This is a genomic window from Edaphobacter dinghuensis, from assembly GCF_014640335.1.
Taxonomy (GTDB): Bacteria; Acidobacteriota; Terriglobia; order Terriglobales; family Acidobacteriaceae; genus Edaphobacter; species Edaphobacter dinghuensis.
This window is the reverse complement of sequence record NZ_BMGT01000002.1, coordinates 226,243-253,032: the sequence shown is the minus strand read 5'-3', so window position 1 is coordinate 253,032 and position 26,790 is coordinate 226,243. Positions and strand designations below refer to the sequence as shown.

General features: G+C 59.1%; 24 protein-coding genes. 6 read left to right on the top strand and 18 right to left on the bottom strand.

What is annotated here, in order from left to right:
• Positions 1-64 precede the first annotated feature (64 nt).
• Positions 65-604 carry an SsrA-binding protein SmpB gene (gene smpB / locus IEW09_RS06725; protein ID WP_188553432.1) on the bottom strand — a complete coding sequence of 180 codons (540 nt, stop codon included), beginning with the start codon at positions 602-604 and terminating at the stop codon, positions 65-67.
• A 247-nt stretch (positions 605-851) separates the two neighbouring features.
• Here smpB and IEW09_RS06720 point away from each other — a divergent pair, with 247 nt between their 5' ends.
• Genes IEW09_RS06720 through IEW09_RS06710 form a run of 3 tightly spaced genes read left to right on the top strand, consistent with a single transcriptional unit; the run spans position 852 to position 4,188 of the window.
• Positions 852-3,242, top strand: coding sequence for a secretin GspD/PilQ domain-containing protein (locus IEW09_RS06720; RefSeq protein ID WP_229739152.1), 2,391 nt, complete (start codon positions 852-854; stop codon positions 3,240-3,242).
• Positions 3,243-3,289: 47 nt separating this feature from the next.
• Positions 3,290-3,775, top strand: coding sequence for a type II secretion system protein (locus IEW09_RS06715; RefSeq protein ID WP_188554333.1), 486 nt, complete (start codon positions 3,290-3,292; stop codon positions 3,773-3,775).
• On the top strand, positions 3,775-4,188 hold the full coding sequence (locus tag IEW09_RS06710) for a type II secretion system protein (protein WP_268235730.1): 414 nt from the start codon (positions 3,775-3,777) through the stop codon (positions 4,186-4,188). Before IEW09_RS06715 ends, IEW09_RS06710 begins: the two co-directional genes overlap by 1 nt.
• Before the next feature lie 41 nt (positions 4,189-4,229).
• On the opposite strand, the gene IEW09_RS06705 is transcribed toward IEW09_RS06710, so the two are convergent.
• The 6 genes from IEW09_RS06705 to IEW09_RS06680 all read right to left on the bottom strand — a co-directional run bounded on the left by IEW09_RS06705 (position 4,230) and on the right by IEW09_RS06680 (position 13,517).
• On the bottom strand, positions 4,230-6,785 hold the full coding sequence (locus IEW09_RS06705) for a glycoside hydrolase family 95 protein (protein WP_188553429.1): 2,556 nt from the start codon (positions 6,783-6,785) through the stop codon (positions 4,230-4,232).
• Positions 6,786-6,987: 202 nt separating this feature from the next.
• Complete coding sequence (locus tag IEW09_RS06700) at positions 6,988-9,234, bottom strand: beta-glucosidase (RefSeq protein ID WP_188553428.1); 2,247 nt, start codon at positions 9,232-9,234, stop codon at positions 6,988-6,990.
• A 216-nt stretch (positions 9,235-9,450) separates the two neighbouring features.
• On the bottom strand, positions 9,451-9,873 hold the full coding sequence (locus tag IEW09_RS06695; protein WP_188553427.1) for a VOC family protein: 423 nt from the start codon (positions 9,871-9,873) through the stop codon (positions 9,451-9,453).
• A gap of 55 nt (positions 9,874-9,928) precedes the next feature.
• Positions 9,929-10,273: a hypothetical protein gene (locus tag IEW09_RS06690; RefSeq protein WP_188553426.1), complete on the bottom strand. Its 345-nt coding sequence runs from the start codon at positions 10,271-10,273 to the stop codon at positions 9,929-9,931.
• A gap of 95 nt (positions 10,274-10,368) precedes the next feature.
• On the bottom strand, positions 10,369-11,847 hold the full coding sequence (locus IEW09_RS06685) for a sensor histidine kinase (protein ID WP_188553425.1): 1,479 nt from the start codon (positions 11,845-11,847) through the stop codon (positions 10,369-10,371).
• Between the two features lie 23 nt (positions 11,848-11,870).
• A complete protein-coding gene (locus IEW09_RS06680; RefSeq protein WP_188553424.1) occupies positions 11,871-13,517 on the bottom strand; it encodes an FAD-dependent oxidoreductase in 1,647 nt (548 codons plus the stop codon).
• Between the two features lie 341 nt (positions 13,518-13,858).
• On the opposite strand from IEW09_RS06680, the gene IEW09_RS06675 reads away from it, so the two are divergent.
• The gene (locus IEW09_RS06675; protein WP_188553423.1) at positions 13,859-14,515 is read left to right on the top strand and encodes a response regulator transcription factor; all 657 of its coding nucleotides are present in this window, start codon (positions 13,859-13,861) and stop codon (positions 14,513-14,515) included.
• Positions 14,516-14,547: 32 nt separating this feature from the next.
• Here the strand turns inward: IEW09_RS06675 and IEW09_RS06670 are convergent, their stop codons facing one another.
• From IEW09_RS06670 to IEW09_RS06640, 7 genes are all read right to left on the bottom strand, one after another.
• The gene (locus tag IEW09_RS06670) at positions 14,548-15,366 is read right to left on the bottom strand and encodes a TIGR03435 family protein (RefSeq protein ID WP_188553422.1); all 819 of its coding nucleotides are present in this window, start codon (positions 15,364-15,366) and stop codon (positions 14,548-14,550) included.
• 156 nt (positions 15,367-15,522) lie between these two features.
• A complete protein-coding gene (gene pruA / locus IEW09_RS06665) occupies positions 15,523-17,121 on the bottom strand; it encodes an L-glutamate gamma-semialdehyde dehydrogenase (protein WP_188553421.1) in 1,599 nt (532 codons plus the stop codon).
• Positions 17,122-17,247: 126 nt separating this feature from the next.
• Entirely contained in the window at positions 17,248-17,709 is a 462-nt protein-coding gene (locus IEW09_RS06660; RefSeq protein ID WP_188553420.1) for a (deoxy)nucleoside triphosphate pyrophosphohydrolase, read from the bottom strand.
• Positions 17,710-17,767: 58 nt separating this feature from the next.
• A complete protein-coding gene (locus tag IEW09_RS06655) occupies positions 17,768-18,502 on the bottom strand; it encodes an HAD family hydrolase (RefSeq protein ID WP_229739151.1) in 735 nt (244 codons plus the stop codon).
• 216 nt (positions 18,503-18,718) lie between these two features.
• Positions 18,719-19,354: a LolA family protein gene (locus IEW09_RS06650; RefSeq protein ID WP_188553419.1), complete on the bottom strand. Its 636-nt coding sequence runs from the start codon at positions 19,352-19,354 to the stop codon at positions 18,719-18,721.
• A 19-nt stretch (positions 19,355-19,373) separates the two neighbouring features.
• Positions 19,374-19,913 carry a prepilin-type N-terminal cleavage/methylation domain-containing protein gene (locus IEW09_RS06645; RefSeq protein WP_188553418.1) on the bottom strand — a complete coding sequence of 180 codons (540 nt, stop codon included), beginning with the start codon at positions 19,911-19,913 and terminating at the stop codon, positions 19,374-19,376.
• A 70-nt stretch (positions 19,914-19,983) separates the two neighbouring features.
• Entirely contained in the window at positions 19,984-21,303 is a 1,320-nt protein-coding gene (locus IEW09_RS06640; RefSeq protein WP_188553417.1) for a M16 family metallopeptidase, read from the bottom strand.
• A 105-nt stretch (positions 21,304-21,408) separates the two neighbouring features.
• Here IEW09_RS06640 and rlmN point away from each other — a divergent pair, with 105 nt between their 5' ends.
• Complete coding sequence (gene rlmN / locus IEW09_RS06635) at positions 21,409-22,641, top strand: dual-specificity RNA methyltransferase RlmN (RefSeq protein WP_188553416.1); 1,233 nt, start codon at positions 21,409-21,411, stop codon at positions 22,639-22,641.
• Here the strand turns inward: rlmN and IEW09_RS06630 are convergent.
• The 4 genes from IEW09_RS06630 to IEW09_RS06615 all read right to left on the bottom strand — a co-directional run bounded on the left by IEW09_RS06630 (position 22,565) and on the right by IEW09_RS06615 (position 25,609).
• Positions 22,565-23,164, bottom strand: a complete 600-nt coding sequence (locus IEW09_RS06630) for a GNAT family N-acetyltransferase (protein WP_188553415.1) — start codon at positions 23,162-23,164, stop codon at positions 22,565-22,567. The two genes, rlmN and IEW09_RS06630, sit on opposite strands and share 77 nt — an antisense overlap.
• A 15-nt stretch (positions 23,165-23,179) precedes the next feature.
• Positions 23,180-24,250 carry a gluconeogenesis factor YvcK family protein gene (locus tag IEW09_RS06625; protein WP_188553414.1) on the bottom strand — a complete coding sequence of 357 codons (1,071 nt, stop codon included), beginning with the start codon at positions 24,248-24,250 and terminating at the stop codon, positions 23,180-23,182.
• A 60-nt stretch (positions 24,251-24,310) separates the two neighbouring features.
• A complete protein-coding gene (locus IEW09_RS06620) occupies positions 24,311-24,877 on the bottom strand; it encodes a tetratricopeptide repeat protein (RefSeq protein WP_188553413.1) in 567 nt (188 codons plus the stop codon).
• Between the two features lie 123 nt (positions 24,878-25,000).
• On the bottom strand, positions 25,001-25,609 hold the full coding sequence (locus IEW09_RS06615) for a DUF4254 domain-containing protein (protein ID WP_188553412.1): 609 nt from the start codon (positions 25,607-25,609) through the stop codon (positions 25,001-25,003).
• Positions 25,610-25,700: 91 nt separating this feature from the next.
• Here IEW09_RS06615 and IEW09_RS06610 point away from each other — a divergent pair, with 91 nt between their 5' ends.
• Positions 25,701-26,768 carry a glycosyltransferase family 9 protein gene (locus IEW09_RS06610; RefSeq protein WP_188553411.1) on the top strand — a complete coding sequence of 356 codons (1,068 nt, stop codon included), beginning with the start codon at positions 25,701-25,703 and terminating at the stop codon, positions 26,766-26,768.
• Positions 26,769-26,790: the final 22 nt, after the last annotated feature.

Genomic DNA, 26,790 nt, shown 5'->3' with positions numbered 1-26,790 from the left:
GACAAGATGACATCTCAGCTTGTGTCCTGAGGTACATGCGGAACAACGATAAGGGAAGGAGAATCTAGCGGCGCTGGCTTCTGGCGACGGCAGCCTTGGCTTCATTGTCGGCCTCGCGACGTCGCTCTGTCTCACGCTTGTCCCAGTCCTGCTTGCCCTTGGCGAGAGCCAGCTCGCACTTGACGCGGCCGTTGCGGAAGTAGAGACGGACAGGAATGAGGGTAAATCCTTTTTGCCGCGTCAATGCTTCGAGTTTGCGAACCTCGGTCTTGTGTAGCAACAACTTGCGAGTACGCAGTGATTCATGATTCATCGCATTGCCATGCGAGAAGGGACCGATGTGCGCATTCAGCAGAAAGCATTCGCCGTCCTTGAGCAAGCCATAGGCATCCTTCAGGTTGGCTTTACCCTCGCGGATCGACTTTACCTCGGTTCCTCGCAGGGCGACGCCCGCCTCGAACCTGTCGGAGAGGAAGTAATTGAAGCTGGCTGAACGATTAAATGCAGCATCCCTCAGGCCCGCAGCTACCGGATCGCGGTCCTTCGCCTTGACCACCGGCTTGGGCTGGTGGGCGACGGTCGGGTTGGAGAGTGAGCGAGGCATAGAACTTCTTACTTTAACATGCTCTTTATAAATGGCCTCACCTGCAGCCGTCTGTCGCGTCTAACTCTCAACACCGTCACAAACAATGAGGTCAACCGCACTGCGAATGGTATACTCACCCGAGCGCAATAGCCTGTCAGGCATAGCCTCCACAGGCAGCGTCCTTCACTCGGAACGCATGGGGGCAGGCGCATACTCCGGCAGACGCCGCACTCTTAACGGTGTAAAGGACGCAAACGGAAGCAGCATGAGTCGCGGCAAAAAATCAATCATCAAACTACCGGCTTTTGCGCTCCAGGCGTACTTGCTTCTCTTTTTGCTGGCTGGATTCCTTGCTTCCACTCCAGTGGCAGCACACGCGCAGTCAGCCAAGAAGTGGGCCAAGCGCGGACAGGACGCAGAGACACGCCAGGACTACGACACCGCCTACGAGGACTATCGCCAGGCCACGCTAAAAAACCCCAAGGACATGACCTACAAAGCTCACTTTGAGCGGATGAGGTTTCAGGCCGGGGTCAGCCACATCGACCGCGGCCGTGTTCTTCGTGCCAGCGGCGACCTCACAGGAGCGCTCAACGAGTTTCTTCGCGCCCGCGAGATCGACCCTTCGAACCAGACCGCGCAGCAGGAGATCGATCAGTTGCAGCATCCGGAATCGGGTGCTGCTGCCGTAGCTCCCACTCCGACAGCAACCCCGCAGCCTCCAACGAGGCAGTCGCAGATGCTCCAGGAGTTGAACTCCGTCGCAGGTCCGATCCAGCTCAAGCCGGTCTCGAACGATCACATCACGCTGAAGATGGTCGAGGACGTCAAGGTCATCTACCAGGCCATTGGAAAGATGGCGGGGCTGAATGTCATCTTCGATCCCGACTACGTCTCCAAGCGCATTCCGGTCGATCTCACAAACGTTACGCTCGATGATGCGCTTCGTATCGTCGGAACGATGTCCGACACGTTCTACAAGCCGGTTACCAGCAATACCATCTTCGTCGCGCAAAACAGCCGCACCAAGCGCGCGGACCTGGAAGAGCAGGCGGTCCAGACTTTCTATCTGACGAATGCAAGCCAGCAGAGCGATGCCAACGAGGTACTGACGGCGATCCGCAACCTGATGGACCCGAGCACCAAGATTAACCTTGTGCCGAGCCAGAACGCCATTGTGATGCGGGCCACGCCGGACCAGCTTCTGCTGGCGCAAAAACTGATTAACGACCTCGATCGTGCTCGCCCGGAGGTTGTGGTCGATGTCGCCATTCTCGAGGTCAACCGCGACAAGGTACGCAAACTGGGACTCGCCCTGCCGCAATCGGTCACGTTGACGCCGCAGGCCTCGCCCACTTCGAGCAGCAGCAGTAGCAGTAGTACTACCGGCACCTCAACCACCTCCAACTTCACGCTCAATTCGCTGGCTCATTTCAATTCCACCAATCTTGCAGTCGGCATCACCGGCGCCGAGCTTGACGCGCTTCTCACCGATGCTGATACCCATATCCTGCAGAACCCCAGCATTCGGGCGACGGACGGTCAGCGTGCGCAACTGAAGATTGGCCAAAGAATCCCCATCGCCACAGGCTCTTACAACGCCGGAGTCTCTACGGGCATCTCGAGCATCGGAGTCCAGACACAGTTCACCTATATCGATGTCGGTGTCAACATCGACATGACGCCCACAGTTCACTATGACGATGAGGTCAGCCTGAAGATGAAGGTTGAAGTCTCATCGCAGCAATCGTCGGTCACAATCTCGGGCGTTACTGAGCCTATTATCGGCCAGCGCATCATCGATCAGGTGATTCAGTTGAAGGAGGGGGAGCCCAGCATTCTTGCGGGCATCCTGACCAAGCAGAACAACCTGAACGTCAGTGGCACGCCGGGTATCGGCGAGCTGCCCATCTTCAAATACTTCTTCTCGTCGCGTGACCGTGAGGTGCAGCAGGATGAGATCGTCTTTCTGCTGATTCCGCATATCGTTCGCGAGTCCGTACTGAGCCGCCTGAATACCCGCGCTATCGACACTGGCACTGGCCAGGCCATCGAGCTGCGGCACGTCGATGCGGATCAGGCGGGCATGGACCTGGGCAATCCCGGCTTCGTGTCTTCGAAGCCTCCTTCAACTGGTCCTGCGACCAGCGCTGCTAATGCTGCTGAGGCCATGGTGCAGCAGATGCAGAAGCAGGCGCAGCCGTTGACGCCTCCGGCACCGACGGATGTTGTGCCGAGCGGGCCTCCGGTCAGTTTCAGCGTGGTTCCGCCAGCTTCGGCGCAGACGGTTGGCAGCACCTTCCAGGTTGCGGTCATGCTCGGCAATGGGCGCGATGTCTACTCGGTTCCGTTGCAGATGCAGTTCAATCCTAAGGTGCTTCAACTGGTCAACGTCGATACAGGAAACTTCCTTGGACGCGATGGTCAGGCTGTTGCGCTGGTGCATCGAGATGACGGAAACGGTCTGGTGACGATCTCCAGCTCGAGGCCGCCGAATGTTGCCGGCGTCAGCGGGCAGGGAAGCCTGTGCACGCTGACCTTCAAGGCAGTCGCCGCAGGAGATTCCAACCTCGCCCTCGTCAAGGTCGGGGCACGCAATAGCGCCCAGGCCAATCTTCCGGCCGTCGGTTCGCAGGCCGTGGTGCATGTGAAGTGATCGTGTGCAACAACCCGGCCGGTGCTTCGTCCAGAGTTTCGGATGAGATACGTTCGGCATCTGCGCAAGGCGAGGCTGTCTCGCGCACTAACTCACAATCGGGTCTTACGCTCGTCGAACTGATTATTACGGTGGCGATCGTTGCCATTCTTGCCTCTGCGGCGATTCCGATTGCGCGTTTTCAGGTCAAGCGGCAGAAGGAGATCGAGCTTCGCCGCGATCTGTGGGAGATGCGAGACGCCATCGATCGCTACTACGACGCAGCGAGCAAAGGCGGCATTCAGACGAAGGTCGACAGCATGAACTATCCGCCGGACCTGCAGACGCTAGTCGATGGAGTGGATATTCAGGATAAGAAAGTGAAGTTTTTGCGCCGCATTCCAGTCGATCCTATGACGAAGTCTACTGACTGGGGCCTGCGCTCGAATCAGGACGATCCAGACTCGACCTCGTTCGGCGGCCAGAACGTCTTCGATGTCTACACCAAGAGCGACGGAACTGCGCTGGACGGTACAAAATACAATACATGGTAGTGATCTCCTCATCCCGCGCATCACGCACCGCTGAGCAAGGCTTTACGCTGCTCGAGCTCATGATCGTCATGGTGATCATCGCGCTGCTGGCGGCGATTGCCATTCCTTCGTATACGAACAATATTCGCAACGCGAAGGAGGCCGTTCTTAAGGAAGACCTCCACACGATGCGCACGGCGATCGACTCGTACACGGTGGACAAGCAGAAGGCTCCGCAATCGCTGGACGATCTGGTGCAGGCAGGCTATCTGAAGTCCATGCCCAAGGACCCCTTCACTGAGCGCACGGATACCTGGGTTCCCGACGAGAGCAGCGACCTGTCGACTACCGATCAGACCGACTCCGGCATCGACGATGTTCACAGCGGCTCGCAGTTGAGCGCAGCCGACGGCACCTCGTACTCCTCCTGGTAATTTTTCCGGCAGATATTCGACGTACTCAACGCACTGCACGATCACGAGAACGTGACGGTGTAGTGCGCTCCGGCCTTTGCGAGGAAGCTGACGGTCTGGTCAGTGTTGGTGGTAAAGGGTACGTCTTTCGCCGCCTGCTTGATGGCTGCGATGCGTTGACCGTTGGGTGCGGCGAGAGTGTGGCTGCGGCTGATTGAGCAGTGAAGCGTAGCGCGCAGGGCTCGCGCATCCTTCCATTCGAGATCGACCTCGAGCCCGCCTCGAGCACGCAGACCGTGGAAGCTTCCGCTGGCCCATGCCTTCGGCAGAGCGGGCAGAAAGCGAGTTACGTTCGCAGGAGGCTGGGCCTCTGCATGTTGTCCATCGGTCGCCGATTGCCCGGCGTGAGATTGCAGCAGCATCTCGATAAGGCCGGTGGGGCCGCCAAGGTTGCCGTCGATCTGGAACGGCGAGTTCGCCTTCAGACCGCAGACGTCGAAGAGGTTGTGGCGGGTGGATTGGCGGAAGAGTTGCAGAACGTTTTCATGGGCAGCTTCTCCATCTTCGAGGCGAGCCATGCAGTTGATGATCCACGAGCGCGACCAGCCGGTGCTGCCGCCTCCGGCAGCGAGCCGCTTATCGAGCGTAGCGCGGCAGGCGCGGGCGAGCGTCGGTGTTCCGCGCAGCGTGATCTGGTCATCGGGAAAGAGCGCCCAGAGGTGAGAGATGTGGCGATGGCCGGGCTCGTAGTCGACGTAGTCTTCGGGCCACTCCTGCAAGCGGTGATCGTGCGTGATCTTGAAGGGCGGAAGTTTGGCGATAGCTGTGCGCGCTCTGCTGAGCAGCTCGCTGTCTGCGGAAGCAGAGCTGCCAAGGATCGCGGCGGATTGAAGCAGCCGCGTCAGGATGGCGCGAGTGATCTCGATGTCCATGGTCGGCCCCATGCAGAGGTTGAAGGAGCGGCCATCGGGTCGTGTGTACTTGTTCTCCGGCGAGCACGATGGGCCGGTGACGAGATAGCCCGCATAAGGCGTTCCCGCAGGCGCCGGCGTGAGGTAGTCGAGCAGGAAGAGAGCGTTCTCGCGCAGACGGGGATAAGCGCGCTCGCGAAGAAATGCCGTATCGCCGGTGTAGTCGTAGTGGTCCCACAGGTGAAGCGTAAGCCACGCCGCGCCCATGGCCCATATGCCGCCGCCGAGCGCGTCGATCGGCGAAGAGTCTCCCCACAGATCGGTATTGTGATGAACGACGAAGCCGCGCGCCTTGTAGTAGTCCTTTGCCGTTCGCGCGCCGGGAGTACGGGTCGAATCGACGAGGTCGAAGAGCGGGAAGTGCAGGTCGGAGAGATTGGCCCGCTCGGCCAACCAGTAGTTCATCTCGGTGTTGATGTTGATGGTGTACTTGCTCCCCCACGGCGGATCGACCGACTCATTCCATATGCCCTGCAGATTGGCTGCAAGCGTTCCGGGGCGGCTGCTGGAGATGAGCATGTATCGACCGAACTGGAAGTAGATCGGCACGAGATGCATATCTTCGCCGCCGTCCTTGATGCGCTGAACGCGCTGATCGGTGGGCATGGCTGCGTTCGCGTCGGGGCCGAAGCTGATCTCAGCCCGGCGGAAGAGGCGCTGGTGGTCAGCGACGTGACGGCTGCGCAGGCTGGCGTAGCTGCGGCGCGAAGCGGAGGCAAGATTTCTGCTCACCGCAGAGCGCATAGCCTGTGCGCCTGCCGAGTAGCGGAAGCTGGTGGCGCAGTCGATGAAGAGGGTCGCGCTGGTTGCATTGGCGACGGTCAGTGTCGCGTCCTTCGTGGTGATGCTGCCGCCCGTAGAGAGGGCGAGCAACTCAGAGTGAAATTTAACGCCGACCTGATGCTCCTTCACGGGCAGGCCCGGGTTGTCCTTAACCGGCAGTGCTTCGCCGTCGAGCGAGAGCCGATTAGAGGAGAGTGCCTTGGCCTCGAACGGGCTGGGGCCGGGGCGGTCAAGCCGTGCGGTGAAAGAGAGCTTGCCAGGCTTGCTTGCGGTCAGCCGCACGACGATGGCCTGATCGGGAGCGGAGCTGAAGACCTCGCGCGTATAACGCGTGTCGTTGCAGGTAAAGCTGGTGGTGACGATGGCAGTGTCGAGATTGAGCTCGAGACGGTAGTCCTCAAATTTTGCGTCCGGCGCGATGCCCGACGGCGAAAAGTCGAGATGAAGATCGCCGAGGGTTTGATAGCAGGGCATGCGCCGCGGCAGCGACATCATGTCCGAGAGCGCAAACGCTTCGGCCTCGGCGGTCTTTCCCGCAAAGAGCATCTCGCGGATGCGAGGGACAGCGGCTCCGGCCTTGGGGTTGTTGCGGTCGCGATATTCGCCGTCCCATATCGATTCTTCGTTGAGCTGGATGCGCTCGAGCGACGGCTTGCCAAAGACCATGGCGCCGAGGCGGCCGTTGCCTACGGGCAGAGCGTCGGGCCATGTCGCTGCGGGCTGATTGAAGTAAAGCTTATACGGAGTCTCGTCGTCTTTCGGTGGCCGTTCCGTAGTCAGACCCGATGCGGATCGTTGCGTCAGCGAGGCAGCCAGAGCGGCAGAGGAGATGAGAAAGTGACGACGGGTGGTGCGGTTAAGCATTCAGTGACTCCGAGAGGTTCGTGCGGCTGGCAGAGAAAAACGGGCTCGTCAGTGCTGCGCTTATTTTAGTTCGCGAACGCTCGGTTTGTGTTTTACAGGTGAATAGTATTTTTATAAATCTGTGCGGATGATCTTATAAACAGAAAAAAATGGCACGACCGAGGGATTCTCAGCCGTGCCGCTTGGTTCGTCAGTGAATCATCTACTGCGATATGTGAAGCGTGGCATTCAGCGGAGTATCGCTGGAGGAGGCCCCGGCCATCACCTTGTAGTCGCCCGGCAGCAGTTGCCATGCGTCTTTGGCGGTGTCGAAGATGGAGAGATAGAGCGGATTGAGAGGGATGCTAACCTCCTTCGATTCGCCGGGTGCGAGCTTGACTCGCTCCCATCCCGCGAGCCGCTTGTAATGCTCGTTTGCGGCAGAGGGAAGTGTGACGTAGAGCTCGCCGATCTCGGTGCCTTCGCGCGAGCCGGTGTTCTTGACGGTGAAGTGCGCGGTGCGCGTGGCGTCGTCGACGGTCAAGCCGGAGTAGGCATAGGTGGTGTACGAGAGCCCGAAGCCGAACGGGAACAGCGGCTGCCTGTGCGTCGCCTCGAACCACTTGTAGCCGACCTCGGCTCCCTCGGTGTACTTCAGATCGAAGGGACCGACTTCGTGATGGCCATCATCACCGGTCGTCTTAGCATTTGCATCGAGGCTGGGGACAGTGGGATGCGGAAGCTGATCGTCGCTCTTGGCGAAAGTGACTGAGAGCTTGCCCGAGGGGTTGACTTCGCCGAAGAGAATGTTCGCAAGCGCCTGCGCGCCACCGATGCCGGGATACCACGCCTCGACGATGCCTTTGACGTGCCCGGCCCATGGCATGGTGACCGGCCCACCCGTCTCGAGCACAACGATCGTGTTGGGATTCGCTTTGGCCACTGCTTCAACTAAAGCATCCTGATGATCAGGCAACGACAGCGTCGGCGCATCCTGCCCTTCGCGCATGGGCTGGTTGACGAAGACGATGGCGAGGCTGGAGTCCTTGGCCAGCTTTGCCGCGGCTGCATTGTCTTTGCCGTCGTTATATTGCACATTGCTCTGAGGCGACTTCTCGCGAATATAACGAAGCGGAGAGGAAGGGAAGTAGATGACCTGGCCCCATGGGGAAGGGCCGGGCTTGGGATCGATTGCGTTGCCGCCGGGAGCATCGACTTGAGCCGAGCCGCCGCCTGAAAGAACGCCGATGTCTGCGTGCGAGCCGATAATCGCAATCGAAGTAGAAGGCGAGGCCTTCAGCGGAAGGATATCGTCAGCATTCTTGAGCAGCACGATACTCTCTTCGGCGATGTGCTGCGCGTCGTCGCGGCCGCGGAAAGGATCGACGACGCTACGCACGGGAGGATTGTCGATGACGCCGGCGTCGAACATGCTGCGCAGAATGCGGTGCACCATGTCGTTAAGGCGCGTCATGGGGACCTGTCCGCCTTCGACGGCCTTCTTGAGCGGCTCGCTGAAATAGTTATCATCGCCGGGCTCGTCCTGATCGAGGCCATTGAGCGCTGCCTTTACAGTGCTGTGGGTTCCGCCCCAGTCGGAGACGACGAAGCCCTTGTAGTCGAAGTCCTTTTTCAGAACCTGGTTGAGGAGATAGTCGTTCTCGCAGGCGTGGTCGCCGTTGACGAGGTTGTACGAGCACATTACTGCCGATGGCTTCGACAGCCCAATGGCGATCTCAAACGCAAGCAAGTCGGACTCGCGCATGGAGCGCTTATCGAGCAGAACGTTCACAACGTTCCGCCCCGTCTCCTGATCGTTGAGCGCGTAATGCTTGATGTCGCTCATCACGTGTTCGGATTTGACGCCCAGCGCAAGCTCGCCGGTCATGATGCCCGCAAGCACAGGGTCTTCGCCTGCATATTCAAAGTTGCGGCCATTGCGCGGCTCGCGGGTGATGTCGAGGCCACCGCCGATCGACATATTGAAGCCCTCTGCGCGCGCCTCGCGGCCAATCACCGATCCATAGAGAAACGCAGCATCGCGGTCCCAGCTCGATGCGGCTCCAATCGTCGAGGGCAGCAGCGTAGCGTAGCGGCTTTGCAACGCGGCCATACGAATGCCCACGGCAGAGTCGGCCATGTTGATGCCGGGAATGCCGAGGCGTTCAACGCCCTCGGTGTAGCCCGCCCCAAGGTTCGAGCCGGGAGCAATATAAGAACCCGGACGCAGCACGCCCCAGCCCGTGCCATGCACCATCTGTATCTTTTCGTCGAGCGTCATCTGGCCAACGACCATGTCGGCGCGCTGATCTGGTGTAAGGGCTTTATTCATCCAGGGCATCTGCGCGAGGTCCGGATGCTTCTGAGTATGTTTCTGGGCTTGAGCCTGCTGTGGGACGAACGTTGCGATAGACAGGGCTGTGGAGAGAAACGAGATCGTTAGACCTTTAAAAAGTGCAGAAAATTCCATCGGTGCTCCTTCAATAGCTGGACGCAGCCGTCTGTCTGGGGCAGTCGCAAAACGCCAAAACGTCTCTTGCTGGGTCGCTAGAGAGTCTAAATGAACTAAATCGAATTAGCTATGGGTTTTAACGGTATAGTTCGCACTGCCTCAATGCCGAAAAGGTCGGACCTCATGCGAGGGGCGATACCTGTTGAAGAGAGGTTGCGTTGCTGGTAAGCCGATCTACTTTGCGAAGAGCTGGCCGATATCGGCGAAGGCCTTGAACTCCAACGCATTGCCCGCAGGATCGAGAAAGAACATGGTGGCCTGCTCGCCGACTTCGCCCTTGAAGCGAATGTACGGCTCGATGATGAAATCGATGCCAGTGCCGCGAAGACGCTCGGCCAGAGCCTGCCATTGTTTCATCGGAAGAACGACACCGAAGTGGGGGACGGGAACGTCGTGACCATCGACCGGATTGTGGTGCTTCTTGCGCTCGCGCGGCTCCGGCTTCAAATGCGCGACGATCTGATGGCCGAAGAGATCGAAGTCGATCCACTGCGTCGAGCTGCGGCCCTCGGGGCAGCCCAGCACTGTGCCGTAGAAGTGGCGAGCGGCATCGAGATCGTCGACGGGAAAGGCGAGATGAAATGGAGTGAGGGGCACGAGGTTCTCCTGGCACTCATCTTACGACGACGTGCCAGGAGCTGGTATTGATCGGCTAGCGTCGATAGAAGCCCTGATAGTAGCCGCGCAGGTAAGCATCGCGGAAGTGTGCGCGGTACGGGCCGAAGGGACCGAAGGACGGATTGTAGCCGGGTGTGTCGTGAAAGGCGCGCGTGCGCTTTGGATAATAGCCCATGCGGTTGTATGCATCTCTCGATCCATCGGCGACGCCCGCACGGAATCCCTGTTGTTCAGCGCTCTGTATCAGTGGAGAGGGGCCGGGATAGGGCGGCGGCGGAGGTGGAGGCCCGACGTAGGTGCGCGAGGCGCAACCGGTGGTCAGCAGACAGGCCGCGGCGATGAGTGGAAGAGCGAGACGTGCAGACGTGGAAAGCTTCATTGAGTCCTCACTTGTCGATTCGTGCAGCGTGATTGCCGCGCGTGTTCTTCTGTGAAAACGCTCAATGAAACAAAATGTTGTTCTGAAATTTTGTTTTAGCTGGCTTGTTCCTGCGGGGGAGGATTGTCGATCGGAAGGCGAACAACAAACTCGGTGTTACCGGGTTCAGAGGCGAAACGAATGACGCCGCCATTTTGTTCGACGATGCGATGAACGATTCCAAGGCCGATGCCGGTGCCGACGCCGATCGGCTTGGTTGTATAGAAGGGATCGAAGATGTGTGCCTGGCATTCGGTCGGGATGCCGCTGCCGTTGTCGCTGATGCTGATGCAGATCTCGGGACGTCCGTCATTAAGCGTTTTCTCGACCCATGTGCGCACTTTAATATGACCCTGAGGCGAAGCGGCATCGATGGCATTGTCGAGAAGGTTAGTCCAGATCTGATTGAGCCCGGAGCACTGCGCCTGAAATACGGGAAGCTCGGAGGCAAGCTCTTTTTCGACCACGATCTCTTTCTCGCGAAATTTATGGCCGAGGATGAGCAGCGTTGCATGAATGCTCTTGTTGATATCGACCTGCTGCCGTTGTCCCTTGCCTTCGTAGGCGTAAGACTTCACTGCGAGTACAAGGTCGGAGACGCGGCCGATGCTCTCTTCGATGGTCGCGACCAGTTGCATGCTCGAGACGAGAGCAGCCAGCCAGCCCAGCGCGTCAGAGAGCGTCGCATCCGGGAACTCTTCGCGCGCGCACTTTAATTCCTTGGCGTCGATGCCAATCGAGACCAGTGTCGGCGCCATCTTCCAGGCGTTCTCGATGTTGGCCTCTTCCATCCATTCGGCGAGTGCTTCTTCGGCGTCGCTCTGCTCGAGCGAGTTGAGATGCAGCGGCTGCTTGGCGGCGAGCGCATGTTCCTGCAGATCGAAGATGCACTGCTTCTGCTCGTTGCTCAGCTCGGTCTTGCTGAACTTCGCGGAGAGCTCGTGCATGCGCAATAGGTTTTCGCGAAGCTGAGAGGCAGCGCGGCGGGCTGCTGCTCCCGGATTGTTCAACTCGTGCATCAGACCGGCGGCGAGTGTGCCGAGAGAGGCCATCTTCTCCTGCTGCACCGCGATGCTCTGCAACTTCTGGATGCGCATGGCCATGTTTCCGAGGATGGCCTTGCGTACGCCGGGGCAGGAGGTCATCAGCTTCCAGAAAGCCTCTTCATCAAACTGAAGCAGCTCAGCCGCATCCTTGGCGCGAACGCTAACCAGGTTCGGCGTATTCGAGAGCAGCGGCACCTCGCCGAAGGCGGTTCCGCTGGTGATGGGAGCGAGGTTCATCTCCTTGCCTTCGGGGACCGATTGAAGCAGGCGCAGTTCGCCGTCGAGCAGAATCCAAAAATAATGAGCAACCTCACCCTGTCGCACAAGCACCTCATCTTTCTCCAGCCGGATCACCTCTGCACCTTCGAGGCAGCGTAGCTCTTCATCGGTCAGGGTTGACAGGATGGAGATGTTGCGGAGTTTGGCAAAGATTTCATCGCTGATCTTGCCGCTTGTTTTTGTCTGGACGAGTTGGGATGGATTGCTCATTATTTTCCTGGAAAGATTGCCTTTTAAAGTGTTGCAAGATACTGGTGCACGAACTGGATTGCGATCGAGCCTTCGCCAACGGCGGAAGCGCATCGTTTCACTGAGTTGTAGCGAACATCACCGGCGACAAAGATACCGGGTACGCTTGTCTCTAGCAAATAGGGTTCACGATCGAGCGTCCATGAAGAAGCCGACTTCGCCTTCAGCTCCGGACCGGCGAGGATGAATCCCTTGCTGTCGCAGGCAAGCTCCTTGGGCAGCCAGTCGGTCTTGGGTGCAGCTCCGATGAAGATGAACAGGGAGCTTGAGTGGCGCGCTTCTTCTCCCCGGGGCGTCTTCAGCATCAGGCACTCGAGATGGTCGTCTCCCGACATACCGATGACCTCGGTCTCAGTCTCGACGATGATGTTCGGCGTAGCCTTGATCTGATCGATCAGATACTTTGACATGCTCTTTTCAAGCGAGGTAGCACGCACCAGCATGTGAACCTCTGAGGCGTAGCGCGAAAAGTGCATCGCCGCCTGACCCGCCGAGTTCGCTCCGCCGACGATGTAGACGACCTCGCCCGCACAGGACATCGCCTCGGTAAGCGCCGCACCGTAATAGACGCCTGCTCCGTTGAACTGGTCGCATCCGGGGATGTCCAGCTTGCAGTATGAGACGCCCGTTGCAATCAGGCACACATGACACGTCACCTCGCGGCCGTCCTTCATCGTCACGATGTGATAGCGGTTCTCCGAGCGGATGCAGGTGACCTGCTGCAGAAGGAACTCAGCACCGAGACGTCCAGCCTGCAAAAAGGCGCGTTTCGCCAGCTCGTCGCCGCTGATGCCGGAAGGGAAGCCGAGGTAGTTTTCGATCTTGGAGCTGGAGCCGGCCTGTCCGCCGACCGCATTAGGCTCGACGATCAAGGTTCGCAGTCCTTCAGAGGCTCCGTAGACGCCAGCCGCCAGTCCAGCCGGTCCCGCTCCTACGACAACGACATCGTAGAACTCCTGCTGTGCCTGGGTGGGGATGCCGAGCTTTTGCGCCAGGTCGATTGTCGACGGCTGCACCAGTGCCGTTCCGTCGCCAAAAAGGACAACCGGCAACTTGGCATCGTCGATTCCTTTTTCCTTGAGCAGCGGCAACGCCTCAGGATGAGCGTCGGGGTTCAGCCACTGGTAGGGAATACGATTGCGCGAGAGGAAGTCGCGCACGGCATGGTCAGCGGGTGACCAGCGCATGCCCACCACCCGGATACCCTCAAACGGTGGCTTGTAGCCCTGCTTCCATGCCTCGAGCAGATCGTCCAGCACCGGGTAGAGCTTCTCTTCGGGAGGGTCCCACGGCTTGTTGAGGTAGTAGTGAATTTTTGCAGAATTAATGGCCCGAATCGCCGCCTCGGTATCGGCGTAGGCCGTCAGCAATACGCGCTTGGCATCGGGATAGAGTACGAGCGCCTGCTGGAGAAAATCGACGCCGGTCATTCCCGGCATTCTCTGGTCCGATAGGAAGAGGGCTACAGTATCCTTGCGCTCCAGAAGCTGGCGGCTGATATCGAGCGCGGCCGCGCCGGAGGCAGCACGGACGATACGGTAGCTTTGACCGTAGTGGCGGCGCAGATCCTGGACGACTGCTTCCAGTACGCTGGTGTCGTCATCGATAGCGAGCAGAATTGGCTTTGGCATACCCTAGTTATACTTCGCGCACGGGTTTTCCACATACCTGTACGTATCATTCGATTGTGGACGGTGCCCTCAGGGTTCAGAAAACGTAGGTTGTTGACGAATCAGGCACCTGCGATGAATCCTTTTGCCTCCTGAGTTGTCCGATTTATGGACATCTCCGCTCACACGGCGCACGTTGCCGATGAGGCACAATACGGGGCAATCGAACGGTTCTGCTGCTAAGGGACACCGAGGCGGAGGCCGAAGGCCGTTTTCTTTCAAGCGAACGCGGCACTTCGATCCGCTGTAGTGTGCCCGGAACAGCAGACGCTCCAGACCCCGGCAGGAGATAGAAAGAGCTCATGAATCGACTTATTCTCGCTGATAATCAAGCGATCTTCCGGGCCGGGGCGGCACGTGTGCTCGCAGTAGAGGACGATATGCGTATCGTCGCGCAGTGCGAGAACGCGGAGAAGCTGAATACTGCGATTGAGAGCTTTCGAGCGGGGATACTGTTGCTGGCTTCGAGCCTTCGTCCGGACTTTCAGACTCTATTTGCCCGAACAAAGGCATCGTGCAGCCGGGTCATCCTCGTCGCCGAGAATTCAGAGCATGTCGCCGACGAGATCGTTGTCCTCCTCGACGGCATCGTGGGCCGCAACGTCGCCGGGCCGGAGCTGGTGGATTGTGTACGCCGGGTGGCCCGCGGCCAGCGTTTTGTGCAGCTTGCCAACGTCACCACCATGCAGGGCGCCGATAGTGTAGGAACACGCGTCCGCGACCGGTTGACCCCCAAGGAGATGCAGATCGTGGCGTTGATCGTCCAGGGCTGCAAAAACAAGGAGATCGCCGCCCAGCTCGGCACCAAAGAGCAGGTCATCAAGAACTATCTGCGCGGCATCTACGACAAGACCGGCGTCTCCGACCGGCTGGAGCTGGCACTGTTCACGATTCACCACCGGGTGCTGGCCGAGGCCGCAGCCAAGGCAGGGAACCTGCTCCAGATGAAGACCGCCTGAGGCAAAACATATTCTGACAAGCCGACTTGTCGTTACCGATGACCAGATGGGCGCTCAATATGCTCCACCTTGTAGATGGGCAGAACTTCCTCTTGCTTGCGAAGTCCAAGCCCCAGCCTACCCAGGATCGTGTCAATGTTCGGTAGCTGTGTGAAGTCCACGTCTCCTGCACCATTCGGCGGTGGCGGCGGCAACCGCATCGGGCGCCATCCCTCAGTGCTCACCGTGTAGAGCCCTGTAAGCGCTGTCCTGTTGACAACCGGCAAGTCGGTCCAGTTCTCGATGTAGTGAGCGAGATCGTCCATATCGATTGCTCTGGCGTTCAGTGGATGTCCGAAGCCTATGACGAAGCTATGGCAACCGTCCGGTGCTGTATCGAAGATACAGTCAGCAAGGGTTGAGCGCTTGAGCTTTGGGCCGTTGCCGGCAACGACGAGAGCATAGACCGGCATGCTTTTGTCTTCGACTTGCATCGCAAGGTGGAACCGATCCGTAAGCACCTGACGAAACATGTCGCGGATTAGCTTCGTTGCATTTGGGTTGGAGGAACTTAATTGCTTCGCGCCAGAAGAAGCCTTAGCCACGATGTCGTATTTCTCGCTGTAAACCCAGGAAGGAAGATTGGAGAGCCGCTCAGATGGGTTGGATGGAACGTCGTAGCCTTCGTTGATCAGCGTTATCACGTTGACCGAGGTGCCTATCAGATCCCCGTTAGGAAGAACTCTTACCCGCATGCTCTGCGGTTCAACCGAAAGGGCGGGTTTCACGTCGATGGTTGCGAATGACTGTGCCTGGGTAAAGGCAGACGCTGTTACAAGTAGGCAGACCGCAAAGCGTTCGATCAGAGGCATGGCTTACTCCGTAGCTTCGGCGGCAATAGTAATCGGCGTAGGGCAACCGTGTCAGTAGCCATAGCGCTCTTTCGTAATTCGAAGAGCGGGATAAGTCTCATGCTCAACAGATGATTTCTGATGGTTTGGTGTTGTGTAGCAGCCCCGCCAGGCTGGCTAAGACATCTTTTCAGCGATGCTCTGCGCCTGCGTGAACAGCAACAGATAATCAGGGCCTCCGGCCTTGGAGTCGGTGCCGCTCATGTTGAAGCCGCCGAAGGGATGCGCCCCCACCATCGCGCCTGTGCACTTCCGGTTCAGATACAGGTTGCCGACGTGGAACTCGTTTTGCGCCCGGTCCAGGTTTGCCTGCGAGTTGGAGTAGATGGCTCCGGTCAGTCCGTACTCGGTGTTGTTGGCAATGGCGAGTGCTTCGTCGAAGCTCTGCGATCGAATGACGGCAAGCACCGGCCCGAAGATCTCTTCCTGCGCGATACGGGCGGTGGGGGCAACATCTCGAACCACAGTAGGAGCAATGTAGTATCCACCCTCGGGTGTCTCGATAGCGCCGCCGCCGTTGAGGATGGCTCCCTCGGTCTTTGCGATATCGAGATAGCCAATCACCTTTTTATAAGCCTTCTCGTTAACGACCGGGCCTGTGTAGGCGTTCTCTACCGGATTGCCGGTTTTGATGTCTGCTACCTTGGCCTGCAGACGATCGCAAAAGGTGTCATAAATGCCGGCATCGACGATCACGCGCGAGCAGGCGGAGCACTTCTGACCATTGAAGCCGAAGGCGCTTGCCACTACCCCCTGGACGGCTGCGTCGAGATCGCAATCATTATCGACGACGATCGAGTCCTTGCCGCCCATCTCGAGGATCGTGCGCTTGATGAAGTGCTGGCCGGGCTGGGTGCGGGCGGCACGCTCGTGGATCTGCAAGCCGACGGCCTTCGATCCGGTAAAGGCGATGAAGCGCGTCTGTGGATGTTCGACGAGCGCTGCGCCGAACTCCACCCTTGCGCCGGGACAGAAGTTGACGACGCCATCAGGCAAGCCAGCCTCTTCGAGCAGGCTCATAAATCGCGCAGCGATAGTAGGCGCATCCTCCGACGGCTTGAGCACCACCGTGTTGCCACAGACGATGGCCGCTGCTGTCATGCCCGCCATAATGGCGAAGGGGAAGTTCCAGGGCGGGATGACCGCGCCGACGCCGAGCGGCAGGTAGCGAAGCTGGTTGCGCTCGCCGGGAAACTGGATGGGAGTGGTCGCACCGGCGAGACGCAACGCCTCGCGTCCGTAGAACTCGAGGAAATCGATGGTCTCGCCCACATCGGCGTCGGCCTCGCCCCAGTTCTTACCCACCTCGTAGACCAGCCACGCGCAGAACTCGAACTTACGCTCGCGGATGAGTGTAGCGGCACGGAAGAGGAGCCCTGCCCGGTCGACCGGCGTCTGGCGGCTCCAGCCCTGAAAGGCACTCTGGGCGGCGTCGATCGCCAGTTGGACATGTTCCAGGCCCGCCTTCGAGTGGATGCCGACGACCTGCTTCGGCTGGGCCGGATTGCTGGAGATAATCTTGCCTTCTGTCCGTATGCGTCGCCCGCCGATGACGAGGTCGTAGCCGCGGCCGAGCTGGCTGCCCACTTCGGCCAGCGCCTCCTGCATGGCGCGGCGGTTCTCTCCCAGGGTGAAGTCCACAAACTCTTCGTTGACGAACGGGGCCTGGGCCGAACGGGCGGTAACTTCAGTGGCATCCTGTGCAGGGGCGATCATGCGGTGATTCTAGCGCGAATCGATGACTGCCGATGTTCACGCATGCGCCATCCATGTTGATGATCTGCAAAATTTGATTGAGTCACTAAACTATTGCAGCCCTCAACTATTGAGCGCTAAACCTTTTTAGAGCAGTTTGCCTTCCGACAGGTCTCGAATCAGGCCGAGGTCGGCGGCGAGAAAGTCGTATCCGGGCAAGGAGGCCAGCGACACCCAGCGCATATCGTTGAAGATACGGTTGACCATCGGCCCCTGAAACTCCTTCACCACGAAGAACTGAAGGTCGACCGCGCCGCCGTTGCGATACTTGTGTCGAACTTGGGCTACGCGCTGGCCGATCTTTGCCGAGATGCCCAGCTCCTCGTTCAGCTCGCGCACCAGGGCCTCTTCGGGGCCTTCGCCGGGTTCGATCTTGCCGCCGGGGAACTCCCACTTCAGGCTCATGGGCTGGTCGGGTTTGCGCTGGCAGATGAACACCTCGGTGCCGCCCGCGCCTTCACGCAGGATCAGCGCCGCGACCACCAGCCTCAAAGGCTTGGGGGGCGCCGTCTCAACACGTTCATCCAGCTTACGAATCGAATCTCTCACCTAAGTACAGTTTAGACTCCCACGGAGCCTAAATGCTTCGTTCGCAATATTTAGCCGGTTAGCTGGAAGGTGCCACCGAAGCCGGGTAGTAAACAGGCCAGCCTTCGGCTGTGCTGCGCTCAACCAGTGCTGGAGTCGGATTTACAGGGAAAGCCCGGCGCGCTATCGCCAGCATGGCGGCGTCGTGTACCGAATTGCCAAAGACCGCGTCCGGCTTGGTGATTCCCACGCGAGCGAGCGACGCTACCTTGCCCTCGTCGGTGGGTACATCGCAGATCGTTTCGGTCACCAGACCGTCCTTGACCGTGACGCAGGCTGCCAGTACACGGTTTGCCGGAATGTTGAAGCGGCGGACGCCCTCTTCGATGACCCAATCGCAGGTCGAGCTGACGGCCCAGATATCCACATTGCGGCGCTGTAGCTCGGTTACCAGCTCCAGCATCTCGGGGAAGATGTTCTGCTCGATCTTGCTTGCGAAGAACTTCTTTGCCGCACGGCGCATCTCGTCTTCGCGCAGGCCCTGATAGAGCTGCACCATCTCGCCGCAGATCGCGATCTCGGAGACCTCGCCGCGCTTGTAGCCGCGATACCTGCGGTCGATCCAGTCGGTCGCCTCGCGGGAGACCAGCCCGGTCTCGATGGTCCAGTTCATGAAGGACGACCCGGCATCGCCGGACCACAGCGTTCCGTCGCAGTCGAAGACGGCGACAGAGGGGGACAGCTCATAGATGGCGGCGTGAAACTCTGCGGTGGTGAGGCGGTGGGTCAATAGCGTGTTGCTTAGATTACTCAAGTGGATACTCAACTTTTCTGCGCACGAGACCGCGCACGGTTGATTCAATCATTGTGAAGTTAACCTGATTTTACAATTTGGAGCCTGTGCGGGGCGTGGGTGCCGCTCAGGGCGGCAAAAATACAGGGGTCTCTCCACTCCGCTACGCTCCGGTCGAGATGACGTGTGGCTGAGTTGGCGGAGAGGGAGGGATTCGAACCCCCGAGAACCTGATGATTAGATTGGGGGAAGTCCGTTTACGATGGTTACGCCAGCGGGAGGGTGGAAGATAAAATCCTCACCTTTTACTGGAATATTTTCTTCTATTCCGCTAAAAGAAAATGCTGTTACCGATCCGTCGAGCTCTTCGATCTGCATCTGCTCGATGGTTCCGGTTGCGGTCACGCCCAGCGTCAGCGCTTTGACTCGCTGCTCCATGCCTTTGGGGACGCCGGTGATCTTGAAATTGGAGCCATCGGGTGTGACGGTCAGGTGGTCCAGCTCTTTTTGCAGTTGGGTGTGGCCGAGCAGGAAGCGCAGGGGAGAGCGCAGGTCGTCCAGCTCTTTGGCTGGGACTCGCTGGGCCTGGGGGTCGCCCGGCGTATAGAACCAGGCGTACTTGCCGTCGAGCACGAAGACCTTGCCGACTGGCTTGTCGTAGTTCCAGCGCATGCGGCCCGGCTTTTTGAGCAACAGAGTTCCCGATTCGGTACGATCCATGCCCATGCCGGTGTAGTGCTCGGTGTAGTGAGCACGCAGGGAGCTGAGATGGTTGTAGTGATCGTCCACCTTGTGGATCAGCGCGGCGTTGTCCTGCGCGAACAGGTGCGTGGCGCAGCAGACGAACAGCGTGAGAACAGTCTTCTTCAGCATTGCTTCTTCAATACCGCTCTTACTGAATGGGCTGGGTGCAGTTGGTGCCGCCGGTGGGGTCCTGACGGATGGCGTTGTTCTCGTCGGAGCAGAAGCCGAGGTCGCCGGTCTTGCCGACTGCGTCGGGTACAGCCGTGATCTCGAACGACGTGACCATGTCCTGATTATTGATGGTCACCTTCTGGCAGTTGGTGATGGCGAAGGTGTAGCCCGCCTTGTGTCCTTCGGCGAGGTCGGGGGTAAGCAGCTGGGCTGCCTGTGCCGTGGGGGCGCCGGACTTGGGATCGCCGCCAAGGGCGGTCAGTGAACAGGAGAATCCGTTGGCAGGATAGGCGGAGTTGTATTGCAGCTCTGCCTGCCCAATGGTGCGCACGGAGTTGATCGCCGAGGTCTGGTTGCCCGTCTTCTTGAGCTTCAGGAGCTGGGGAACGGCGAGCGTCATCAGGATCAACATGATCGACATGACGATCAGCAGTTCGATCAGTGTGAAGCCTTCTTCGGCCCGTTGTGCAGTTTGTACCCGTTCCACAGCGGTCGTCTTCGCCAACAATTTCGTCATCTATTCCTCAGCTATCGTGTACCGATCTTCTCGGCCACTTAATCCAGTCTCGAACAAACTCTATCAGACCTTAGCAGGCCAAATCTTCCCGCTCGACGTTCATCTCGCCGAGGTTACCCAGCAGTGTCAGTGCAATGGACTCGGGGCGGAACAGCTCCTGCGCCAGTGCCTGGATGTCGGCGGGGGTTACGGCGTTGATCTCTCGCGTAATCTCGTCGACGCCGAAGAAACGGCCGTAGTACATCTCCTGCCTTGCAAGGTTCGCCATACGGCTGCCCGAGCTCTCGAGGCCAATCACGATATTGCCCTTCAACTGGTCCTTGGCCCGCTTCAACTCGTTGTCGCTTACAGTGTTTTCTTTCAGACGGCGCAACTCCTGCATGGTAAGCTGCAAAACCTGTTCGGTCTTGTCGACGGCGGTTCCGGCGAAGATGCAGAGCGAGCCGGTGTCGCGGAAGGGGTTCATCTCGGAGTAGATGGCATAGGCCAGTCCACGGTCTTCGCGGATGGTCTGGAAGAGGCGCGAACTCATGCCGCCGCCGAGCATGGTGTTGAGCAGATAGACTCCGTAGCGGTCGGGGTGGTTGACCGGAGGGGCGGGGACGCCGAGGCAGACCTGCACCTGCTCGAGCGACTTCTTGCGCTTGAGCGTGATGTGCGGCGTCGCCACCGGGACTGGACGACGGGGCAGGAGGCTGTCACTGCTGGCGGCCAGTGAGCTGAACTGCTGCTCGACTTGCGCGACGAAGGCGTCGTGGTCGAGGTTTCCCGCTGCCGAGAAGACCATGTTGCGCGGCGTGAAGCGGCTGGCATAGAAGTCGAAGACGATTTGCTGGTTGAAGCTTGAGACGGTCTTCTTGGTGCCGAGGATGGGGCGGCCAAGAGGGTCGTTCTTCCAGAAGTTCTGGGTAAAGACCTCGTGGACCAGATAGTCGGGGTTGTCCTCGTCCATCTTGATCTCTTCGAGGATGACGCCCTGCTCGCGAACCAGTTCCTCGGGCGTGAAGGTCGGGTGAAGCACGAGGTCAGCCAGTACATCGAGCGCCGGGGTGACGTTCTCGTCCAGCACCTTGATGTTGAAGCAGACCATCTCCTTGCTGGTAAATGCGTCCAGATTGCCGCCGATGGTGTCCACCTCGCGGGCGATCTGCTTGGCCGACCGGGAGGTCGTGCCCTTGAATACCATGTGTTCTACAAAGTGCGAGACACCGTTGACTGCGGCCTCTTCGTCGCGTGATCCGGTGCCGATCCACACCCCCATCGACACGCTGCGCAGGTGGGGCATCGCCTCCGTCAGAACGGTCAGTCCGTTGGACAAAACGGTCTTGCGGATGTTCCGTTCGGCGGCATTTCTCGTCAAGCCACTATCTTCAACCAGGGTTACAGACATGAATCTCCTTACCCTCCATTGTTTCACAGCGGGGCGGGGGATTGGTCACACCCTCCGTGCCGGAGTAAACTAGGGGAAGCCCATCAGAAGCTGTGATTTTCCTCTATGTCTAACAAAATAAACACCGTCGCCGAAGCTACTTCCCAGCCCAAACCGCTCTTCGGCCTTTCTCTTGACGAGCTTGCCAGCCTGATGGAGGCCCACGGCCAGCGGCCTTACCGTGCCGCACAATTGGCCGAGGCGCTCTACCGGCAGCGGGTAACCAGCCTGGAGGAGATCACGACACTGCCCTCGGAGTTGCGTGAGACCTTTGCGGCCGAGGGCTACGCAATTGGTCTGCCTGAGATCGTCCAGACGGCTCGGTCAGTGGATGGGACGGAGCGCTATCTTATCCGCATGGCGGACGGCGAGACTGTCGAGACGGTTTGGATGCCGGACGGCGATGGCGGCGAGCGGGGTGACGGATCTCTGGCCGCTGAAGAAGAGGAAGACGAGGAGAGGCCGGGCAATACGGCCAAGTTCCCTTATCGGCGGGCTACGATCTGCATCTCGAGTCAGGTGGGCTGTGCGGTCAACTGTCAGTTCTGCCTGACGGCGAAGCTGGGTATTCGCCGTAATCTGACGCCGGGTGAGATCGCCGGACAGGTTGCTGCGGTGCTGAATCGCCATCGGCTCGATCTTGGCAGCAGCCGGGGCAATCCTACTCCGGCGCGCATCAATCTGGTCTTTATGGGGATGGGCGAGCCGTTTTTGAACTATGCCAACTTTATGGCCGCCGTCCGGTTGCTGGTGTACATGCGCATTCCGGAGTCGCGTATGACGGTCAGCACTTCGGGGATTCTGCCGGGTATTCTTGATTTTGCCAAGGAGACAGTGCGGCCCAAGCTCGCTGTCAGCCTGAATGCGCCTAACGATGTGATTCGCGAGTCCATCATGCCGATTACGCGTAAATGGAACATTGCGGCGTTGTTTGAGGCGCTGAATACGATTCCGCTGCGTAATCGGGAGTGGATCACCTTTGAGTATGTCATGCTGGGCGGGATCAACGACTCGCTGGCCGATGCTGAGGAGCTGATTGCGCTGGTCCGCAATATGCGGTGCAAGATCAACCTGATCGTCTGGAACTCGGGACCGAACATGCCTTATCACGAGCCGTCGCAGGCAGGGGTCTATGCGTTTCAGAATAAGGTGATCGATGCGGGAATTCCGGCTTATATTCGTCGTCCTCGCGGCCGGGATATCTACGCTGCGTGCGGCCAGCTTAAGCGGACGGTGGAGTCGGACCCTGTACCCGCGCCTCTAGTAGAGATTTCGTCTGCGGCCAGTCTTCGCGGATGATGGAGAACCAGACGCTGTGGCGCTGTGAGCCGTCGGGCATGATGTAGTGGTTGCGGAAGCGGCCCTCTTCGACCGCGCCGATCTTGCGCATGGCCTTCTGCGATTGCAGATTTTCGTGGTGCGTCTTGAGCGCTACCCGGCGCAGGCCGAGCTGCTCGAAGCCGTAGGTGAGCTGGAGCAGCTTCGCTTCGGCGTTCAGGCCTGCTCCGTGAAACTCCGGAGAGAGCCAGGTGTGACCCAACTCGGCGGTTTGGTGTGCGCGGTCGAGATCGAAGAACCGTGTGCTGCCGATGACCCGGTTTTCTGACCTAAGGACCGTGACCCAGGGCAGAGTGGTTCCGGCATCGCGCAGCCGCAGGGCTTTTTCGACCCATTCGCGGAGGTCTTGAGGTGATTTAATCGAGACAGGCATGTAACGCCAGATGCGGTCGTCGAAGGCCACCTTCTCCAGACCGGGAAGATGGTCGAGCGTCATCGGCGCCAGCCTTACGCGTGTTCCTTCCAACACCGGGATATCGCTCATTGTCAGGTCTCCCTTTTAGTCTGCACAGGCCCGCAGCTCGAGCAGGCTCTCGGTGACGCGGTCGTAGTCGTGCCGGAGCACATCGCCCTCGTGGACGAAGTTTCCTGTCAGCGGCGTAACTCCCAGTGCCTTTACCCGCTCCAGATCGGCTTCGATCGGCTCTTGCCCCTCGCGTGCATACTGTTCGAGCCGGGCAACGGAGATGGGGGCGGTATTAATGAGCGCGTAGTCGAAGATCGGTGACCTGGTCGCTCCGGCATGTTGCAGAATTTTTTCGATATGCTGTGAGGCCGACAGCCCCAACGACTCGTTGGCCTGGGTCATGAGGTTGCAGACGAAGACCTTGGTAGCCGGTGAAGCCGCCAGTGCCTCGGGGATGCCGTTGACCAGCAGGTTGGGGATCAGCGAGGTATATAACGACCCCGGCCCCAATGTGATGATGTCGGCGTGGGCGATGGCCTCAAGCGTCTCCGCGAGGGGATGGGTTGTTGCCGGTTCAAGCATCAGCTCGACGATGCGGCGCTTGCTGGCGGTGATACTTGTTTCGCCGCGAACGATGGAGCCGTCGTCCATCTGCGCAGCCAGCGTGACGTTGGTGTTGGTCGCGGGGAAGATCTTGCCTCGGATCGCGAGAATCTGCGACGACATCTGGACCGCCTGCGCGAAGTCGCCGGTGATGTGCGACAGGGCAGCGACGAAGAGGTTGCCGAAGCTGTGACCCTCAAGTTCTCCCTGATCGAAACGGAAGCGGAAGAGTTGCGAGAGCAGGTGCTCGTCTTCCGAGAGAGCGACCATGCAGTTGCGGACATCGCCCGGAGGCAGCATCTTGAAGTCTTCGCGGAGGCGTCCTGAGGAACCGCCGTCGTCGGTCACCGTCACTACGGCTGAAAGTTCGCGAATGATCCAGCGCGCATCGTTGCAGGGAAATGTCGGGCCATCAACCTGCTCGGGCGTTCGTGGCCGCTTGCGGCGCTCGCGCATGGGAACGTAGCGCTTGAGTCCCCGCAGCAGAGTGGATAGTCCAGTGCCTCCACCCATGGCGACCACTCGAAGTTCTTTAGGGCTGTCCCGGTTTGTTAACTCCATGCATGACTCTCCCGCTCAACTGTATGAGAGATGATTTTAGCGGGTCGTAGTGAAAGGTGGTTAGACCTCGGGATAGAGCAGCTCGGTAAACCGAGGATCGTCGGCCATATCCTGAAAGTCCGAGTCGCCTCGCGCCTGAATGCGGTTCTTCGGATTCTGCCGGATTGCTTCGGTCAGATGTTCGAGGCAGGTGTGGGAGTCGCCGGTCATGCTGGCCAGCACGGCCAGACCATAGAAAGCATAGTCGGCCTTGTCGTCGTGCTTGAGGATGGTCTTGAACTCTTCGCGAGCATCCTCGTAGTGACCGTCGTTGAGCAGGGAGACGGCGTAGTCGTAGCGCTCCTCGTTGCTCTTGAAGCTGGTCTTGCCCTTGCTGACCTGCAACAGGCAGGCGTTGATGTACATGCGAATGCGGTCGGCCAGCTCGCCTGCGCCAGCGGCTAGCATTTTGTCGAAGGCGGCGTGGGCCTTGTCGTATTTGCCATCCTGCATCAGCCGCAATGCGGCTTCGTAATGGGCCAGCGTCTGAGCGCGCGCGGCATCGTTCTGTGCGGGGACAACGCCAGCCAGAGTTTTCGGACGTTTAGAAGATGATGATGGTGCGGGTGCAGACTTCGCTTGAGTCATTGATAATCCTGTCGCCGGATGGCGCTCCCAAGACTCCCGACGTTACGGAGAGCCAGTTCCTGCAAATAATCTTGTTTCGGTTTTATACCCACCTGCAAGCACAAGGTCAACTACCCGTTAAGGTTAGCCTGTCTTTGCTTTCCTGTCTTTGCCGGCGCCGTACATCTTTGGGTTGAGATCCGGATCGTTATACATCTTCATCTGGCGGTAGAGCTTGAACCTTCGCGTGCCGGTGAGGGACTCGGCCCATAGCGCGTCGAGGCAGCCGGCCAAGTCGGCGCGCTGCTCCTTGAGCACGGCCAGACGCGCCGCATTCTTCTGCCGGTGCGCTTCAGTTGCCGACTCTCTCCGCGTCTCTTCTTCGGTGTGATAGATCTTCAGTGCCAGGATGGAGAGGCGGTCAATCATTAATCCTGGCGTCTCCGAGTGCAGGGGTGCGTTTGGGTTCTGCTCGCCAGCCAGTGCGAGCAATATTGTGTCCATCTTCTCTACCAGATCGTTTCGCTGCTGGTTCAGGCGGTCGATCGCGTGCTTGACCGCGACGATTTCGGCATCGGAGGCGCCGGGGTCGCGGGCCTTGTCCTCTTCGTGCCACAGGTCGAAGTTGGCGCGGTGTTGCGCCTCAGCAAGTCCCATTAAGTCTTCTGACTCAATGTTTTCTTCAGTGGCATGCCAGGCCCGCGTCTTTTCGTCCTGCATCTTCGTCACTGACAAAGCATTTAAGATTGCCATATTGCTTTTTATTTCCATCCACAAAAAACTTTATCAGGCCATTCGCTGGGTTGCAGTATTTCCCTGAACCAGCAAGAGTAAAAGACAGACCATGCCATCTTCGACAAAACGGGTCCTCCTCTATCGCTTAGGCAGTTTGGGCGATACACTCGTTGCCCTCCCCGCTCTCCACCTCGTCGCGCGTGCGTTCCCCAATGCGGAACGCCGTATGTTGACCAACTTTCCGGTCAACGTTAAAGCCCCTCCTGCTGCTGCCATTCTTGAGAACAGCGGTTTGGTTCATGATTATTATCGCTACTCGATTGGCACGCGCAGCGCTCGTGAGCTGCTCTCGCTGTGGTGGCAGATTGTGCGCTGGCGCCCTGAGGTGCTGGTGTACATCGGCGGCGCGCGGGGCGTTGAGTCAGCGCGGCGCGACGAGAGGTTCTTCCGCCTCTGCGGGATTCCCAGGCTCATCGGAGTTCCCGTAACAGACGATATGCAGACGAATCTCTGGCAGGACTCCGAACAGGCGCTCGAGCCTGAAGGTGAGCGGTTGGTCCGCAACCTGGCAGAGCTTGGCGATGGGCATATTGACGATCCGGAGAGCTGGGACCTTCGGCTCTCGTCACAGGAGCAGGCCACTGCTGCTGAGGCGATTCGTCTGGCGGGAGGGCTGCCCATGATCGCGGTCAGCGTTGGCACCAAAGTTCAGTCCAAAGACTGGGGCCGTGACAACTGGCGCGCTCTTCTTGCTGAGGTAGCCTCGCACTATCCGGGACACGCTCTTACCTTGAGCGGATCGCCGCCTGAGAGTGAGGCCAGCGAGTTTGCCGCAGACGGCTGGCGAGAGGCAGGTGGAGGGCCGGTGATCAACTTGTGCGGCAAGTTGACTCCGCGTGAGAGCGCTGCCGCGTTTGCACATGCGCGTCTCTTTATCGGCCATGACAGCGGCCCGATGCATCTTGCGGCTGCGGTGCAGACTCCCTGCGTGGCTATCTTCGCGGCTCGGAATAAGCCTCGTGTCTGGTTTCCTTATGGCAAGCAACATCGTGTGGTGTATCACCGAACCGACTGCTGGGGCTGCGGTCTGGAGACCTGCACGGTCGAGCGCAAGAAGTGCATTACGTCGATCTCTGTCGAGGAGGTGCTGGCCGCAGTGAGAGCCACGCTGGGCTGATTCGGGGACCGTAGTCTTCGTC